This window comes from Rhizobium sp. TBD182, from assembly GCF_001950375.1.
Classification (GTDB): domain Bacteria; phylum Pseudomonadota; class Alphaproteobacteria; order Rhizobiales; family Rhizobiaceae; genus Agrobacterium; species Agrobacterium tumefaciens.
On the sequence record NZ_BDLN01000001.1, the window covers coordinates 1,673,393 to 1,690,942 of the forward strand.

Annotated in this window: 11 protein-coding genes; 8 read left to right on the top strand and 3 right to left on the bottom strand. The window is 59.0% G+C overall.

The window, feature by feature from the left end; all coding sequences use genetic code 11:
• Positions 1-3 precede the first annotated feature (3 nt).
• The 3 genes from T18_RS08420 to T18_RS08430 form a co-directional block, all read right to left on the bottom strand.
• The gene (locus T18_RS08420) at positions 4-1,770 is read right to left on the bottom strand and encodes a sulfite reductase subunit alpha (protein ID WP_075807515.1); all 1,767 of its coding nucleotides are present in this window, start codon (positions 1,768-1,770) and stop codon (positions 4-6) included.
• Entirely contained in the window at positions 1,767-7,271 is a 5,505-nt protein-coding gene (locus T18_RS08425; RefSeq protein ID WP_038489403.1) for a glutamate synthase-related protein, read from the bottom strand. The genes T18_RS08420 and T18_RS08425 overlap by 4 nt, the downstream gene beginning before the upstream one ends.
• A 407-nt stretch (positions 7,272-7,678) precedes the next feature.
• Positions 7,679-9,007, bottom strand: coding sequence for an MFS transporter (locus T18_RS08430; protein WP_038489397.1), 1,329 nt, complete (start codon positions 9,005-9,007; stop codon positions 7,679-7,681).
• A 306-nt stretch (positions 9,008-9,313) separates the two neighbouring features.
• On the opposite strand from T18_RS08430, the gene cyoA reads away from it, so the two are divergent.
• From cyoA to upp, 8 genes are all read left to right on the top strand, one after another.
• A complete protein-coding gene (gene cyoA, locus T18_RS08435; protein WP_003514421.1) occupies positions 9,314-10,387 on the top strand; it encodes a ubiquinol oxidase subunit II in 1,074 nt (357 codons plus the stop codon).
• 76 nt (positions 10,388-10,463) lie between these two features.
• Positions 10,464-12,467: a cytochrome o ubiquinol oxidase subunit I gene (gene cyoB / locus T18_RS08440; RefSeq protein WP_003514419.1), complete on the top strand. Its 2,004-nt coding sequence runs from the start codon at positions 10,464-10,466 to the stop codon at positions 12,465-12,467.
• Positions 12,468-12,472: 5 nt separating this feature from the next.
• Entirely contained in the window at positions 12,473-13,099 is a 627-nt protein-coding gene (gene cyoC, locus T18_RS08445) for a cytochrome o ubiquinol oxidase subunit III (RefSeq protein WP_003514417.1), read from the top strand.
• Positions 13,099-13,494, top strand: coding sequence for a cytochrome o ubiquinol oxidase subunit IV (gene cyoD / locus T18_RS08450; RefSeq protein ID WP_003514416.1), 396 nt, complete (start codon positions 13,099-13,101; stop codon positions 13,492-13,494). The genes cyoC and cyoD overlap by 1 nt, the downstream gene beginning before the upstream one ends.
• Positions 13,495-13,689: 195 nt before the next feature.
• Positions 13,690-14,460, top strand: a complete 771-nt coding sequence (locus T18_RS08455) for an SURF1 family protein (protein WP_038492624.1) — start codon at positions 13,690-13,692, stop codon at positions 14,458-14,460.
• A gap of 114 nt (positions 14,461-14,574) precedes the next feature.
• Positions 14,575-15,795, top strand: coding sequence for a phosphopentomutase (locus T18_RS08460; RefSeq protein WP_038489394.1), 1,221 nt, complete (start codon positions 14,575-14,577; stop codon positions 15,793-15,795).
• Positions 15,792-16,769 (top strand): adenosine deaminase, encoded by a 978-nt coding sequence (locus T18_RS08465; RefSeq protein WP_038489391.1) that lies wholly within the window; start codon positions 15,792-15,794, stop codon positions 16,767-16,769. Before T18_RS08460 ends, T18_RS08465 begins: the two co-directional genes overlap by 4 nt.
• Before the next feature lie 96 nt (positions 16,770-16,865).
• Positions 16,866-17,495, top strand: a complete 630-nt coding sequence (gene upp, locus T18_RS08470) for a uracil phosphoribosyltransferase (protein ID WP_003493096.1) — start codon at positions 16,866-16,868, stop codon at positions 17,493-17,495.
• The last annotated feature ends 55 nt before the right edge of the window (positions 17,496-17,550 follow it).

The window sequence follows — 17,550 nt, forward strand, 5'->3', positions numbered from 1 at the left end:
GCTCTAATAAACATCGCGCAGATAACGTTTTTCGCGCTTCAGCCGGTTTACATAGTCGCTTGCCGCTTCTGCAGAGATGCCCGCCTCGTCAATAACAATCTGGTGCAGGGCATCGTCAACATCCTTCGCCATGCGGGTCGCGTCGCCGCAAACATAGAAATGGCCGCCCTCTTCGAGCCATTGATAGAGTGCCTTGCCGTTTTGGCGCATACGGGTCTGAACATAGATCTTTTCGGCCTGATCCCGCGAGAAAGCGAGATCGAGACGGGTCAGCACGCCATCGCGACTCATCTTTCCAAGTTCGTCTTCGTAGATGAAATCCGACTGCCGGTGCTGATCGCCGAAAAACAGCCAGTTCCGGCCATTTGCGCCCCGCGCCTGCCGTTCCTGCAAAAAAGCCCGGAATGGCGCAATGCCCGTGCCGGGTCCCACCATGATAACAGGTGCGTCATTGTCCTGAGGCACGCGAAACGCCTTGTTCGGAGAGACGAAAATCCCGGCACTCTGCCCCGCTTCTACCCGGTCCGCGAGATAGGTGGAACACACGCCGCCACGCTCGCGACCTTCGGCGCGATAACGCACGCTGGCGACTGTCAGATGCACGCTGTTGTGCGCGGCCAGAGGGCTGGAAGAGATCGAATAGGCGCGATGCTGTAACGGCTTCAGGAACGTCACGAATTCAGCAAGCTCGAATACGGGTTTTTCACCGAGACTAAGCAGGTCGAGAATATCCTTGCTCCAGAGAAAGGCGGCAAGCTGTTCCCTGTCTCCATTCGCAAGGATGTGGCTGAGTTCATCGTGCCCTGCGCGCTTGCCGATCTCCGCGACCAGTTCACGCGACGGTGTCGATATCTCGAACATATTGAGAAGCGCATCGCCGGCCGGACGGTCGAGTCCGACGACTTCGCCATCCGCGCTCACTCCGAAGCGTTCGAGCAGCGCGCCTACCAGTTTCGGGTCGTTTAGGGGAACGACGCCCAGAGCATCCCCCGCCTCATAATCGAGACCACTTTCGCCGAGATCAAATTCGTAGTGGCGAATTTCCTTGGACGAAGCAGGCCCGGAAAGAAGGCGATTGACGCTCACCTGCGCAGCATAGGGGTTCTTGCGGCTCCAGCCCTGTTTTGCCCGCGCGGGCGCCTCGGCGATCGCCGGCACAACCGCCGCCTTATTGCCACCATCGATGGCGAGCGCGAGTGGCAGGGTCTCGCCGATCCAGTTGGCGGCGACATCTTCGAAATCGATATCGCAATCGATACGCGTCTTCATCCGTTTGCCGCCAAGCTGCTCGAAGCGGGTATCGATGAGCTTGCCCGCCTGGCAGAAGCCATCGTAACCGGTGTCGCCAAGCGCAAGCACGGCAAAGTTCATCTCATCCAGCCGGGGTGCGGCCTCCTTGGAAAGGGCCTCCCAGAAAAGCTGGGCATTGTCAGGCATTTCACCTTCGCCGTAGGTGGAGGTGACGACAATGACGCGCTTCATGACGCCCAGACTATCCATGGAAACATCGTCCAAGGCTGTCACCACAGGCTGCATGCCCTGGGCACGGGCGGCGTCGGCTATATCCATCGCCAGCGCCTCGGCATTGCCGGTCTGGGTGCCAAAGAGAATGTTCAGCACGCTGGCCGCCGCCTTGGGAGCGGCAGCGGCAACCGATGTGTCCATACCCATTGCTGCGCGGGAATGAAGCCCGGCCAGGAAGCCGGATAGCCAGGCGCGCTGGTCGCCATTGAAAGGGGCATCTTGAGGAATGTAAGGTATCTTCATCATGCTGCCCTGTTCTGGCTGGATGCGGTGGCAAGGTCGGGAATGGCACGCGCCGCGAAAAGCTCCTCAAAGCCCGGCAGACGACCAATCTTCTCGATGTTTTTGCGGTTCTGCTGAATGATCCAGCCATAGGTGCCGGGACTATCCACCGACCAGATGTTACGGCGCGCAAGCGCCTGCTTGTAATCGTCGAGCCGCTTGGCGGCGATCATCACCGCAAGCTGCTCGTCATCATGATCGGAAAGCGCCTCGCGCGCATATTTCAGCAGCCGCTGCATCAGCGCATAGTCCTCCGTGAGGACGAGATTGCGCACGGCTTTTTCGATGGCGGGATCGGAAGGACCGGATGCCATCGGCAACCGTTGGAGAGCAATGGCCTGCGCCATACTCAAAACCGTGTAGTTGTTGATGAGCGCATACATGTCTTCCGTATCCGTCTCACCATAACCAGGGACGGTTCCGTTCAACACGGCCTTGCGGTCGCGATAGGCCAGCTTGAACTTCCGCACCTGATGGGCGGCAAGCGCGGACGCCAGTTCCTCCAGCAGCTCCTTGCGGGGCTTGGCTTTCAGAATTTCGTCGCTGTCCTGATAAAGCAGCAGGGCGCGCGGCATGCCGTAGACGAAATTGTGCTGTTCGCTTTCCCAGTTTTCCAGAATCCATGCGGCCTTGGCCGACCCTGTTTCGTCGACATGCCAGGTCAAAAGCTGGTGAACGGCCTGATTGTGGATAGATGCCTGTTCGTCCTCGCCGGTGATGGAGCCGAGCAGGATGGAATCATGGCTCACCTTCTTCGGCAGATCGCCGTAAGGGTCATATTGATAGACGAAGCCGCCGCTCATGCCGTTGCCGAAACCCTTGCCGAAACTGCCGAGGTTAAGCACAGCGCCATTGGTCATATATTCGCAGGCGAAGTCGCCCACACCTTCGACAACGGCTGTCGCACCCGAATTGCGCACCGCAAAACGGTCGCCCGCCTGCCCTTCCACGAAAGTGCGACCGCCGGTGGCGCCGAACAATGCAAAATTGCCGACCAGCACATTGCCATCAGCATCTTGCGAACCGCCACCGGGGGAGCGCACTACAATGGTGCCGCCGCAGGCGCTTTTGCCGACGCCATCATTGCAGGTACCGGTATGGACCATGACCATGCCGTCATTGCAGAAAGCGCCGAAGGACTGCCCGGCTGAACCTGATGTGTCGATGCGCACCGAACCCGCCTCCAGAAAACGGCGGCCACGGCTATCCCGCTTCACAGCCGGAAGCGCATCCGCCTCTTCGTCGGAAAGTTCGTGGTTCAGCATGCGCTCGATATCGACGGCGAGCTGGCCGCCAACACTCTTGTTGCAATTGTTGAGGAAACGATTGCCGCCAAGCTCGATGTTCTCCCGCTTGCTGTCGATCAGAGCCGAGCGCACCAGTTCAATGAAGGCATCGTCCAGCGCGAAGTCCTTTTCCATATAGACCGGGCTGTCGATCTTCACTTCCTCCACCACCGAAAGCATCGCCCGCAGGTCAAGCTGGCCGACGCTCGCCGGATGATCGAGGAGGTGAAGAAGATCGGAGCGGCCCCGAGCTTCGCGCAGCGAGCGCAGCCCGAGTGCGGCCAAGATCTCGCGGGTTTCATGGGCGATGTTCATGAGGTACTGCGCCAGCGCGCGTGGATCGCCGTTGAAGGCTTCCTGATTGGTGGTGAGACCGGCGGGGCACTTGATGTTGCAGTTCTTCGCCATGACGCATTTCAGCATCATCAGCGCCGTGGTGCCGAACTCGAAGCTGTCGCCGCCGAGAAGGGCCGATTTCACCACGTCGCTCGCCGTCTGGTGCGCGCCGGAGCAGCGCAGCAGCACCTTGGCACGAAGGCCTGTGGCACAAAGCGCCTGATGCACCTCGGCGATGCCGATTTCCGCCGCGCGGCCGGTATATTTGAGGCTGGTGACAGCGGCCGCACCCGTGCCACCGGTATTGCCGGCAACATTGATGACGTCCGCACCCGCTTTCGCAACACCGACTGCAATCGTGCCGATGCCTTCCGACGAGACGAGCTTGACGATGACGCGCACGCGCGCCGCCTTGGCGTCGTGGATTAGCTGGGCCAGATCCTCGATCGAATAGGTATCATGGTGCGGCGGCGGCGAAACCAGCTCGACGCCTGGGGTGCCACCACGGGCCGCGGCTATTTCCACCGTTACCTTTGGAGACGGCAATTGCCCGCCCTCGCCGGGCTTTGCACCCTGGCCGATCTTGATCTCTATTTCCTCCAGCATCGGGTCGGCAAGATAACCCGCCCAGACACCAAAACGGCCAGAGGCGAACTGCTTGATGCGCGAGGCGCGGATGGTGCCGTAACGGGAAATATGCTCGCCGCCCTCCCCAGAATTCGACATGCCGCCAACCATATTGGTGCCATGCGCCACCGCCTCATGGGCGGCTGCGACCAGCGCGCCATGGCTCATCGCACCCGAAGCGAGGGTCTTGGTGATCTCACTCGCCTTTTGCACAGCGTCGAGCGCAATGCTGTCAGGTGCGGTGCGGATCAGCGACAGATAGGTGAATGCTTCACCCTTCGCCTGAACCAGAAGCGCGCCGCCCTCCAGCCAATGGCCGGCAATATCCTCACCGAAACGATCAAGTAGCGACTGTCCGAGTGCGGCAAGCCGGGCAAGCTCATGACCGTGCGGCCCGGTCAATTCCAGCCGGAACGCGCCTTCGCCCGCACTTTCGCAGAGCAATCCGCGCACCATGAAGCTGTTGTTGCCACGTCTGGAAAAGCGCCCCATCTCGCGGCGGAATTCTTCGGCCGAACCGGCAAAGGTCACATCAGCCGGCAATTCCAGAACATCACGCAGGGCTGCCGGACGGCGTGCCCTTTCTTCGGCCATCATGCGTGCGAAGGCGCGGTAACCCGGCGTTACCTCGAAAGCGTCGATTGCCTCGGGCGTCAGCCGGTCGAAGCTGTTATGATAATAGGCCGCATCGTTGAGGCCGAAAGCATCCTCTAGCCGGTTGAGCGGCAGGAGACGCAGCGCCTCTTCGTTGTCGGTTCCCTTGTCGAAACTGATCTTTTCCTCCGTCATATCGACGAAACCGCGAACCGCCGTCGTGCCATAGGAATGGCCCGCACCTTCGGCGCGCTCCTTGAAGAGACCGAGTAGCGGAATGTCGTTTTCACCCTTTACCGACAGCGCCTTGCGATGCCAGTCCACTACCGCCTGCGCGATGACAGCGAAGGTAACGCCACCGACCGGGGTCTTAACATTGGGGAAATAACGCTTCAGCACAGGATCGTTGGTGTCGAGGAAGTTCGGTTCGAAGAACTCGCCGCCAATATAGCTTTCCGCCGTGCACAGCCCGACCTTGCCCATGGTCTTCATCAGCGACTTTTCAGCCGCCTTGGCAAAACGCTTGAAGGCCTTGTCAGCATCGGCACCGAATTTCTCCTCGGCACGGAACTGCACGCCGAGTGGGTAGACAGCCGAAGCCCCGAAACCAAGGCCCGCTGCGATGTGATGCGAGGAAGAAAATTGCCCACTTTCAACGATCAGGGACACGCGTAGCCGCAGCCCCTCCTCGATCAGCCGCTGGTTGATGGCGGAGACGACCATGATCATAGGCAACGCCGCACGACCTGCCGAAACGTGCCGGTCAGTGACGACGGCAATACCGCCCTCCCCGGCCGCGAAAGCCACAACCTCACCGCAGAGGCCATCTATCGCCTGACGCAAGGCCGCTTCGTTGGCACTCGCAGCATCAAAGATTGGCGTATAAAGCATCTCGAAACGACGAACTGGCGTCTCCGACTGCTCGCGAATGCGCAGCATGTCGAGATGGGTCAGGATCGGGGAGCGCACGACAATCTGGCGGGCCGCTTTCGCACCGCTATTCGGCTTTGCGCCAAGCGCCACGCGCAGCGTCATGCCATCGGCCTCACGAATGCTGTCGAGTGGGGGGTTGGTGACCTGCGCAAAGCGTTGCGAGAAATATTTGGCAACCCCGCCTTCCTGATCGGAGAGCGCGTTGATGGCATTGCCATAACCCATGGCCGAGATTTTTTCAGCACCCGACGCCAGCATCGGATCCATCAGGAACTTGAAGCTTTCCTGATTGTGCGAATAGGCGACATAGCGCTGATGCCGTTCCAGATCGCCATTGTATCGAAGCGGCGATCCCTGCTTTTCGGCGGGCACCTCCGGCAAATCCGCAAGCATGACGCGCGCTTCAGACAATAGCGACGGGTAGTCCCGCCGCGCCGCCAGAAGCTCCAGCGCCTCGACGGTGGAAAAGGCGCGCCGTTCGGCGTGGTCGTAATAAAGCATGCCGCCGGCCTCGATGCGACCGCGACGAATGACGCTTTCGGCCGGAAAGGCGATCTGCCCCGCCTCCGACATGACGCAGAGATAATCGTCTGTCTCGACGGTCCGCAGCGGGCGCAGGCCGAGGCGATCAAGCCGTGCGCCGATGATGGTGCCGTCGCCGAAAATCAGCGCAGCCGGGCCGTCATTCTTCTCCTCGTAGAGCGAGAAATATTCCAGCATCGCCTTGACGCCGGGCGAGAGCGTGTCGTCGTTTTCCCAGGCGGGCGGCATCATCGAGACGACGGCGGTGACGAGGTCGAGACCGTCTTCCATCACCCGCGCCTGCAATGTCTGGTCCAGACGGCAGCTGTCAGACTGGCCCTTCGGCCGGATGATGCTGGCATTTTTCGCCAACGCCACGGCCGCTTCCGACAGCCGGTTCTTCTTGTCGGTGTTGAGTTCGCCATTATGCGCCATCAGCCGAAAGGGCTGCGCCATGGAGGGGTGCGGATCCGTATTGGTGGAAAACCGCGTGTGGAAATACATCGTATGCACTTCATGGCGCGGATCGGTCAGGTCGCAGAAATAGGGCATGACCTCATGCGAGTTCAAACGCCCTTTCAGAACCTGCGTGCGTGCGCTGAGCGACAGCGGATAAAAACCGGCAAGTTCCGGCGCAGTATAGGCAAGCGCCTCGATAGCGAGCAGCGCCTTGTGAATACGCCAGTCGAACTCGGCAAGGGTTGCGCATTCCGCTGGGGCCGAAAAGACCCATTGCCGGATCGGCAATTGGTAGGAAATGGCGGCCGCGCGGATGGCCGCGTCATTCACCGGTACATTGCGGACGAGCAGGATCGAGAAGCCCTGTTCCTCCAGAGCACTGCCGATGATGCCGATCGCCTGGTCATGAAAAGCAGGGTTCTGCGGCAGGAAAAAATTGCCGACGCCGAACCGGCCGGCTTGCAAGGAATCGTTGTCCGTCAGCTTCCGGAAAAATGAGAGTGAAAGATCGAGCGACACGCCAGCACCATCACCCACGCCCTCCGCCGACATGCCGCCGCGATGCGGCACGGCACAGAGCGCCTCGTGACCGCGCTTCAGCACATCATGCGTCTGCACGCCGTCCTTGCGGGTGATGAAACCGACGCCACAGCTGCTTTTCTCAAAAGCCGCATCGTAAAGGCCGAATTTTTGCTCCGTCACGCTCAAGGTTCTCTCCTCTCGTTGCGCATTCCGCGCGGCATCGCCCTTTTCCCGAAACCCGGCGCGTCAGCCGGCACTCTGCGGGCGGAGCCGCAGGCGACCTGGCTGCTCCTCTTCTTTTCTGCTTATCGGCGTTTAATGGCGCGAACGGTCGTTTTGCGGCCGCCAAACGGCGTGGCGGCATTGGCCGCTTTCTCGCAAATAATGATCGTCATCGTTCGCATTGCGTTCCCTGATGGCCGGCAATTCCGGCAGTGAGACACATTGAATTACGTCAGTATTGCTTACATAATATTTCATGATTGGCCGAGTCAAGATTAAAATCGGTCCCACGCAATAAAAAAACAAAAACGCCGCGAAATCCGACAGGATTCCGCGGCGCGATGGCTGCAGAGATGTTTATATTGCCCTGGTCACTCCGAGGGCATGTCCAGTGTTCGGCTGAACCACAGTGCGACCAGTGTACAGACTGCACCCGACATCAGGTAAATCCCGACCGCAAACAGTCCGAATTTGGACGAAAATCCGAGCGCCACGAGCGGTGCAAAACCAGCGCCGATCAGCCAGGAAATATCCGAGGTGAGCGAAGCGCCGGTATAACGGTATTCGCGGCTGAAGCGGGAGGCGAGCGCACCGCCCGCCTGGCCGAAGGACAGGCCAAGCAATGCAAAGCCGACCAAGACGAAAAGATAGCGCCCTATATCGCCCGAACTCAGCAGAAGCGGCGCCACGAGGCTGAAAAGACCGATCAGCACTGCGGCGAAAGCCAGCAGCTTCCGCCGGCCGATTTTGTCGGCGAGAATACCAGACACGACGATCATGCCGCCGGCGATGATGGCGCTGACGAATTGCACGAACAGAAAGTCCGAAACCCGCTGGGTGGTATTGAGGGAAACCCAGCTCAGCGGGAAGACCGTGACAAGATGGAAGAGCGCGAAGCTTGCCAACGGCACGAAAGCGCCCGTCAGCACGACCGGAAACTGCGAGCGCAGCATCTTGAACACGGGGCGCGGCTCCAGCTCATGCTGTGCAAGCATGGACTGGAATTCCGGCGTGACAATCATGCGCAGGCGGGCAAAGAGCGCGAGAACATTGAGCGCCAGTGCAACGAAGAACGGGAAACGCCAGCCCCAGGCCAAGAATTCCGCGCTGGAGAGCTGCGTCACGAACACGATGAAGAATGCGCTAGCAAGACCAAAGCCCATCGCCGCACCAATTTGCGGCATCATGGCGTACCAGCCGCGCTGCTTCGGCGGTGCATTCATGGCGAGGAGCGAGACAAGACCATCCCAGGCACCGCCAAGACCAAGTCCCTGACCGATACGGAGTACCGCCAGAAGACAGGGGGCAAGCATGCCGGCTTCCGCATAGGACGGAAGAAAGCTGATCGCCATCGTGGAACCGCACAGCGTGAACAGGGCCGCCATCAGCTTGACGGCACGGCCGAACTTTCGGTCGATCTGGAGGAAGATCAATGAACCGATCGGCCTTGCGATGAAGGCCAGCGAGAAGACCGCAAAGGAATAAAGCGTCGCCGTCAGCGGATCGACGAAGGAAAAGAAGACATGCGGAAAAACGAGCGCGGAGGCGATGGCGTAGATGAAAAAGTCGAAAAACTCCGTCATTCTCGCAAGAATGACAGCAATTGTAATTCGATCCGGATCGACCTTGACCGGATCGGTCCCATGTCCCTTCGCTTCCGGCGCCTGCCCAAAAGATGGAGCAGCATCAGTATAACTCATAATATCCCTCCTGCGTCATGGACGAACCATTTCCTGTAACGCGCCGGCTCCTCTTCCTTAGCGTTACGATGCGACGGATTGTCACATGCACCCTACGTAACGTCAATTGAAGTTTGATAAGAAAGGCTTGCTCCGCAAGCTCCCTATGCGATAATGCAGCCGCTCCGCCTTCAAACGCGGCTCCGCTAAGCCTATGGTGCATCGCGAAGGTTTCGCTGCACCGCGACAATATACCTCATTTCAAAAATGATGTTCGGCAATTAATCGCGGCATAATCCAAACTGTACGAGTTCAAAGAACGTGCGCATGATCAAGAAAATCACATCTGCCCTTCTGGCAATCCCCGCACTGCTGCTGCTTAGCGGCTGTAACCTCGTGGTGATGAACCCTTCGGGCGACGTCGCCATCCAGCAGCGCGACCTCATCATCACGTCCACGGTTCTGATGCTGCTCATCATCGTCCCGGTTATCGCCCTGACGCTGTTCTTCGCATGGAAGTATCGCGAATCGGCGAAGGCCGAGGATTACGATCCCGAATGGCATCACTCGACGCGCCTTGAAATGGTGATCTGGTCCGCCCCGGTCGCCATCATCCTGATGCTAGGCACGGTGACCTGGATTTCCACCCACCGTCTCGACCCCTACCGCCCGCTGGAGCGTATCGACGAAAACCGTCAGGTTACCGCCGAAACCAAGCCGCTTACGGTGGAAGTGGTGGCCATGGACTGGAAGTGGCTGTTCTTCTACCCCGAGCTCGGCATTGGCAGCGTCAATGAATTCGCAGCTCCGGTCGATGTTCCGATCAACTTCAAGATCACCGGCACGACCGCGATGAATTCGTTCTTCGTTCCGGCACTCGCCGGCCAGATCTACGCCATGGGTGGCATGCAGACCAAGCTGCACGCGGTCATCAACAAGGAAGGCGTTTATGACGGCTTCTCGGCCAACTTCTCCGGCCCCGGCTTCTCGCATATGCGCTTCAAGTTCCATGGTCTCAGCCAGCAGGGCTTCGATCAGTGGGTTGCGAAGATCAAGGATGGCGGCAAAGGCTTCGGTCGCCAGGAATATCTCGACTTTGCCAAGCCTTCGGAACGTGAGCCGGTGCAATATTTCGCCTCCGTCGATCCGCAGCTTTACGATGCCATCCTCAACCGCTGTGTCGAGCCCAACAAGCTCTGCATGCGTGACATGATGCATATCGACGCCAAGGGCGGCGGCGGCAAGGAAGGCATCGATATCGCCAAGGCGCTGAACTCCGTCGTCTGCACACCGCTTTCACCTTACGGTGTCGCCAGCGGACCCCAATCCACTCCGGCTGCGATCGAAGGACAGACTTTCGAACCCGCGGCGCTGCCGGAAACGAAACAAGTCGCTGGCTGACGGATAAGTCCCGGCATTATGCGGCGCGGCCAATGGCTGCGCCGATCTTATGTCTTAGAATCGCAAGAGGCTAAAAATGATCGTCAATTCCGATCAAACGTCATTCCTGTTCGGGAAGCTGACATGGGAGTCCATCCCGCTTCACGAGCCCATTCTCGTCGCGACCTTCGCGGCAGTGGCTCTTGGCGGCATCGCCGTCGTCGGCGCCCTCACCTATTTCCGGCTGTGGGGTTATCTCTGGAATGAATGGTTCACGAGCATCGATCACAAGAAGATCGGTATCATGTACATCATTCTGGCACTCGTCATGCTGCTGCGCGGTTTCGCAGATGCCATCATGATGCGCGTCCAGCAGGCGATCGCCTCCGGTGGATCGGAAGGCTATCTTCCGCCGCACCATTACGACCAGATTTTCACGGCCCATGGCGTCATCATGATCTTCTTCATGGCCATGCCGATGATCACCGGTCTAATGAACTTCGTCGTGCCGCTGCAAATCGGCGCCCGCGACGTTTCGTTCCCCTTCCTCAACAACTTCTCATTCTGGATGACCACGGCCGGCGCCGTCATCACCATGATCTCGCTGTTCATCGGTGAATATGCGCAGACTGGCTGGCTTGCCTATCCGCCGCTTTCCGGCATTGATGGAAGTCCGGGCGTGGGTGTGGATTATTACATCTGGGGTCTGCAGATCGCCGGTGTGGGCACGACGCTCTCTGGTATCAACCTGATCGTCACGATCATCAAGATGCGCGCACCCGGCATGACCATGATGCGGCTGCCGATCTTCGTCTGGACGTCGCTGTGTTCGAACATCCTGATCGTGGCATCCTTCCCGATCCTGACCGGCACGCTCGCCCTTCTGACCCTTGACCGTTACGTTGGCACGAATTTCTTCACCAACGATCTCGGCGGCAACCCGATGATGTATGTCAACCTCATCTGGATTTGGGGCCATCCCGAAGTTTACATCCTGGTGCTGCCGGCCTTCGGCGTCTTCTCGGAAATCGTCTCGACCTTCTCCAACAAGCGTCTTTTCGGTTATGCCTCGATGGTCTATGCGACGGGTGTCATCACCATCCTCGCCTATATCGTGTGGCTGCACCACTTCTTCACCATGGGTTCCGGCGCAAGCGTCAACGCTTTCTTCGGCATCACCACGATGATCATATCGATCCCGACCGGTGCGAAGATCTTCAACTGGCTCTTCACCATGTACAAGGGCCGCATCAAGTTCGACGTTCCTATGCTGTGGACGATCGGTTTCATGATCACCTTCGTCATCGGCGGCATGACCGGCGTTCTTCTCGCTGTTCCGCCGGCGGACTTCGTGCTCCACAACTCGCTGTTCCTCATCGCCCACTTCCACAACACCATCATCGGTGGCGTGGTGTTCGGTGTGCTTGCGGGTATCGTTTACTGGTTCCCGAAGGCCTTCGGCTACCGCCTGGATCCGTTTTGGGGCAAGCTGTCCTTCTGGTTCTGGTTCATCGGCTTCTACTTCGCCTTCATGCCGCTCTACATTCTCGGCCTGATGGGTGTGACCCGCCGTATCAGCCAGTTCGAAGACAATTCGCTCCAGATCTGGTTCCTGATCGCAGCCTTCGGCGCCTTCCTGATCGCGCTCGGCATCGCTTCCTTCGTCATCCAGCTCATCGTCAGCTTCTTGAAGCGCGATCAGCTCCGTGACGTGACCGGCGATCCCTATCATGGGCGTACGCTGGAGTGGTCGACCTCGTCGCCTCCGCCTGCCTACAACTTCGCTTTCACGCCGGTTGTGCATGACGTCGACGCCTGGGCGGATATGAAGAAGCGCGGTTACGACCGTCCCAAGGAAGGCTTCATCCCGATCCATATGCCGAAGAACACCGGTGCGGGCGTAATCATCAGCGCCATCAGCGTCGTGCTTGGCTTTGCCTTGGTGTGGCACATCTGGTGGCTGGCGGCTCTGTCCATGCTCGCCATCATCGCGGTCTCGATCGCCCATACCTTCAACTACAACCGCGAATACTACATTCCTGCATCCGATGTTTCGACAGTCGAGGCGGAACGTACGAAGCTGCTTGCGGAACAGGCGTAACGAATATGGCTCATACACCTGCACAAAGCGCCGCGGGCGCGGAAACACCGGTCTTCTACCTGAAAGAAGACCACCATCCGGAGAACGGCACCTCGCTGGGCTTCTGGCTCTATCTGATGAGCGACTGCCTCATCTTCGCAACGCTGTTTGCCACCTATGCGGTTGTCGGTCGCAACTACGCGGCCGGCCCGTCGGGCGCAGATCTGTTCGATCTGAAGCTTGTGGCGATCAACACGGCCTTCCTGCTTTTCTCTTCCATCACCTATGGCTTCGCCATGCTGGAAATGGAAAAGCAGAAGGTGAAGACGACGCTGATCTGGCTCGGCATCACCGGTCTCTTCGGTCTCGCCTTCCTCGCCGTGGAACTTTACGAGTTCCATCACCTGATCGAAGAAGGTGCAGGTCCACAGCGTTCAGCGTTCCTTTCCGCCTTCTTCGCGCTGGTTGGAACGCACGGTCTGCACGTCACCTTCGGCGTGATCTGGCTCGTCACACTGATGTTCCAGGTCGCAAAGCATGGTCTGATCGCCGCAAACAAGCGTCGCCTGATGTGCCTGTCGATGTTCTGGCACTTCCTTGACGTCATCTGGATCGGCGTCTTCTCCTTCGTTTATCTCATGGGAGTTCTTTGATGAGTTCCGAAGCACACGCACACCACGACGCGCATGGCGACGACCATCATCACCATGATGGCGCCAGCCACGGCACGTTCAAAAGCTATATGATCGGCTTCGTCCTGTCGGTCATCCTGACGGCGATCCCGTTCTGGCTGGTCATGGGCGACGTTCTTGAAAACAAGACGCTGCTGGTCATCGCGATCATGGGTCTCGGCGTCATCCAGATCTTCGTGCACATGATCTACTTCCTGCACATGGACACCAAATCCGAAGGCGGCTGGACCTTCATGGCGCTGATCTTCACCGTCGTGGTGCTGCTGATCACGCTCTCCGGCTCACTCTGGGTCATGTACAACATGAACAAGAACATGATGCCGCTGCACATCGAGGATGTGAAAAACCTGCCCTGAGCAGCCATAGATCAACGGCCTGCCGGATTTCTGGCGGGCCGCTTTCTGCGCCAGCACACGACCCCCGCAGCGCATAACCCCATGAATCGTCGGCGCGATTTATGGGGTTATTTGCTGGAAGACCCGGATGCCGACAGCCGACAGCCGACAGTGTTGCCGCAGCAAACCGCATGGCCTTGCAAGGACTGTGAAACCATGACCGATCCGTCGACAACCGCCCCGCACACGCGACGCGTCCGCCCCGCAGCAATCGTCGTCCTGCTTCTGACTATTGTACTGACAGGCTTCCTGCTGGCGCTTGGAACATGGCAGGTTCAACGCCTCTTCTGGAAGCTCGATCTCATCGAACGCGTCGAAGCTCGCGCCCAAGCCGCACCTGTGGATGCACCGGCAGCCCGCGAATGGCCGGCCCTTGCCGATCCCGCAGAGTATGAATATCGCCGCGTGAAACTGTCAGGCACCTTCCTCAACGACAAGGAGGTCCAGGTCTATACGGTCAGTGATCTCGGGCCCGGCTACTGGGTGATGACGCCGCTGAGACGCGATGACGGATCGAATATCATCGTCAATCGCGGCTTCGTGCCTTCCGACAAACGCGATCCATCCTCGCGCCGGGAAGGCGAGCCAACCGGGCAGGTCGAGATCGTCGGGCTGATGCGCGCGTCAGAAACCGGCGGGCTTTTCCTTCGAACCAACGATCCGGCAAATCGGCGCTGGTACTCCCGCAATATCCCGCAGATATCGCAGGCATCCGGCCTTTCCGGCGTGGCGCCCTTTTATGTCGATGCCGATGCGACGCCCAATCCGGGCGGCCTACCGGTCGGCGGCAAGACCATGCTTACCTTCCCCAACAACCACCTGTCCTACGCCATCACATGGTATATTCTGGCGGTCATGGTAATTGCCGCTGGATGGTATGTGCTGCGCAATCTCAACGCGCCGAAATCGAAACGGGAAGAGGATTGAACAGCCGGTTTTACCGGATGGTTCATAAAATCACTTCCTTCTTCACGTTTTGCTGATCTATAACGACAGTTCGGCCTGACATTGCCCGTCGGCGCATTTTCGTTTCGGTGAGTTATGGCAAGAGCATTTCTTCTCGTTCTGGATTCCTTCGGTGTCGGCGGTGCGCCTGACGCGGAGCATTATGGCGACCTTGGCGCCAATACGCTCGGTCATATCGCCGAATTCTGCGCGGCAGGTGCTGCCGACAGGCCGGGCCTTCGGGCGGGTCCGCTGAAGCTGCCCAACATGTCTTCGCTTGGTCTTCTGGAGATTGCACGACAATCAAGCGGCGACATTCCCGCCGGCATGGAACCGCCGGAGCGTATTTTCGGCCTGCATGGCTCTGCCAGCGAAATATCGAAGGGCAAGGATACGCCCTCAGGCCATTGGGAGATCGCGGGCACGCCCGTCACCTTCGACTGGGGCTACTTCCCGACAGAAGGCGACGCCTTTTCTCCCGAACTGGTGGAAGCCATCTGCACGCAAGCGGATATTCCAGGCATTCTCGGCAATTGCCACGCTTCCGGCACCGAGATCATCGCGGAGTTTGGCGAAGAGCATATCAGGAGCGGCAAGCCGATCTGCTACACCTCATCCGATTCCGTGTTCCAGATCGCCGCGCACGAGACCCATTTCGGATTGCAGCGGCTCGTCACGCTCTGCGAGACGGTGCGCAAGCTGCTCGATCCGCTGAATATCGGCCGTGTCATTGCCCGTCCCTTCATCGGCGAGACGGTCGCAACCTTCGAACGCACCGGCAACCGCCGCGATTTCTCCGTTCCGCCGCCCGAACCGACGTTGCTCGACCGCCTTGTGGAGGCTGGCAGGAAAGTGCACGCGATCGGCAAGATCGGCGATATCTATGCCCACAAGGGTGTCTCGCGCGTCATCAAGGCAAATGGCAACAGCGCCCTGATGGATGCAACGCTGCACGCTATTGACGAAGCCGAAAACGGCGATCTTGTCTTCACCAATTTCGTCGATTTCGACATGCTCTACGGCCATCGACGCGATGTTGCCGGTTATGCGGCGGCGCTTGAAGCCTTCGATGCGCGCATTCCGGAAATCCATCGCAAAATGGCGCCCGGCGACATCGCCATTCTTACCGCCGACCATGGTTGCGATCCCACATGGCGGGGCACGGACCATACACGGGAAAGAGTGCCGATCATGGCATTCGGCCCGGGCATCCGCTCCCGCGATGTCGGCATTCGTTCAAGCTACGCCGACATCGGCGAAAGCATCGCCCACCATCTAGGTATCGAGGCCGGTTCGCACGGCAGGAGCTTCATTTGACATCGCATTTGCTGAAAGCGGAAATTCACTGCCACCTGGAAGGTGCGGCACCCCCTGCCCTCGTCGCAAAACAGGCCGAGAAATACGGCATAGACACCAGTAGCTTTCTGCGCGACGGCCAGTACGTCTGGTCGGATTTTGCGCAATTCATCCAGTGCTACGATGCGGTGGCGCAGGTGTTCAAGACCGATGAGGACTATGCGGTTCTGACGCAAACCTATCTGACCGAACTTGCCGAGGCCAATACGATCTATAGCGAGCTCATCATCTCGCCCGATCATGGCGACCGCATCGGGCTCGGCGCTGACGCCTATCTCTCCGGTATCGCCGAGGGCATCCGGATCGCGAAAGAAAAGACCGGTATCGAAACCCGCATCATCGTGACCGGCGAGCGGCATTTCGGTCCTGAACGGGTCATCGCGGCGGCTGAATATGCAGCACGGACGAAACACCCGCTGGTGACCGGTTTCAACATGGCGGGCGAGGAGCGCATGGGCCGCGTCGCCGATTATGCACGCGCCTTCGACATTGCCCGCGATGCCGGCCTTGGGCTGACCATCCATGCGGGTGAGGTGTGCGGACCGGAAAGCGTCGTCGATGCGCTCGACCTCGTAAAGCCGTCGCGCATCGGCCATGGCGTGCGCGCCATCGAAGACGCCGCTCTCGTCGATCGGCTGGTTGAGGCGGGAACAGTGCTTGAGGTCTGCCCCGGATCAAATATCGCGCTCAACGTTTATCCCGATTTCGGCAGCCATCCGCTGAGGGCGTTGCGCGATGCCGGGGTGCGCGTCTGCATCAGTTCCGACGATCCGCCATTCTTCTTTACCTCGCTTGCCCGGGAATATGCGCTGGCTGCGGATGCTTTCGGTTTCAGCGATGCCGAGATCAACCGCATGACCCGAACCGCACTGGAAAGCGCCTTTGTGGATGAAGTCACACGCGCCCGGCTGCTTGCGAAACTCGATAGCCACTAGGCATCGGTTGGCGGGGTAAAACCGCGAAGAAGGCTTGCGAAAAGCCTGCTTTCGGTGAATTACAGGGGCACAGGATAAAAAAGGAAGGCCAGTTTCATGGACGGCGTCACAGTCATCGAACATCCGCTGGTGCGGCACAAACTTACCATCATGCGCAAGAAGGAAACCTCGACAGCCGGCTTCCGCCGCCTGCTCAGGGAAATCTCGACGCTGCTCTGCTATGAAGTGACGCGCGACCTTGAAATGACGATGGAAACCATCGATACGCCGCTCGAAACCATCGAGGCTCCGGTGCTGGAGGGCAAGAAGCTGGTTTTCGCCTCCATCCTGCGTGCCGGCAACGGCCTTCTGGAAGGCATGCTCGAGCTCGTGCCTTCGGCGCGTGTTGCGCATATCGGTGTGTATCGCGATCACGATACGCTGGAGGCGGTCGAATATTACTTCAAGGCTCCCGAAAGCCTCGATGCCCGCCTTATCATCGTCGTCGATCCAATGCTGGCGACCGGCAACTCCTCCATCGCTGCGGTTGAAAAGCTGAAAGAGCGGGGCGCGAAGAACATCCGCTTCCTGTGTCTGCTGGCTGCACCCGAAGGCATCAAGAATTTCCGTGAAGCGCATCCCGATGTGCCGATCTATACTGCCGCAATCGACAAGCAACTGAATGAAAAGGGTTATATCGTTCCCGGCCTCGGCGATGCGGGCGACCGCATGTACGGAACGAAATAACACCGTTCATCATCGCTTAACCGTTTGAGCCATTCGCCGACCAACAAGCGGCGAA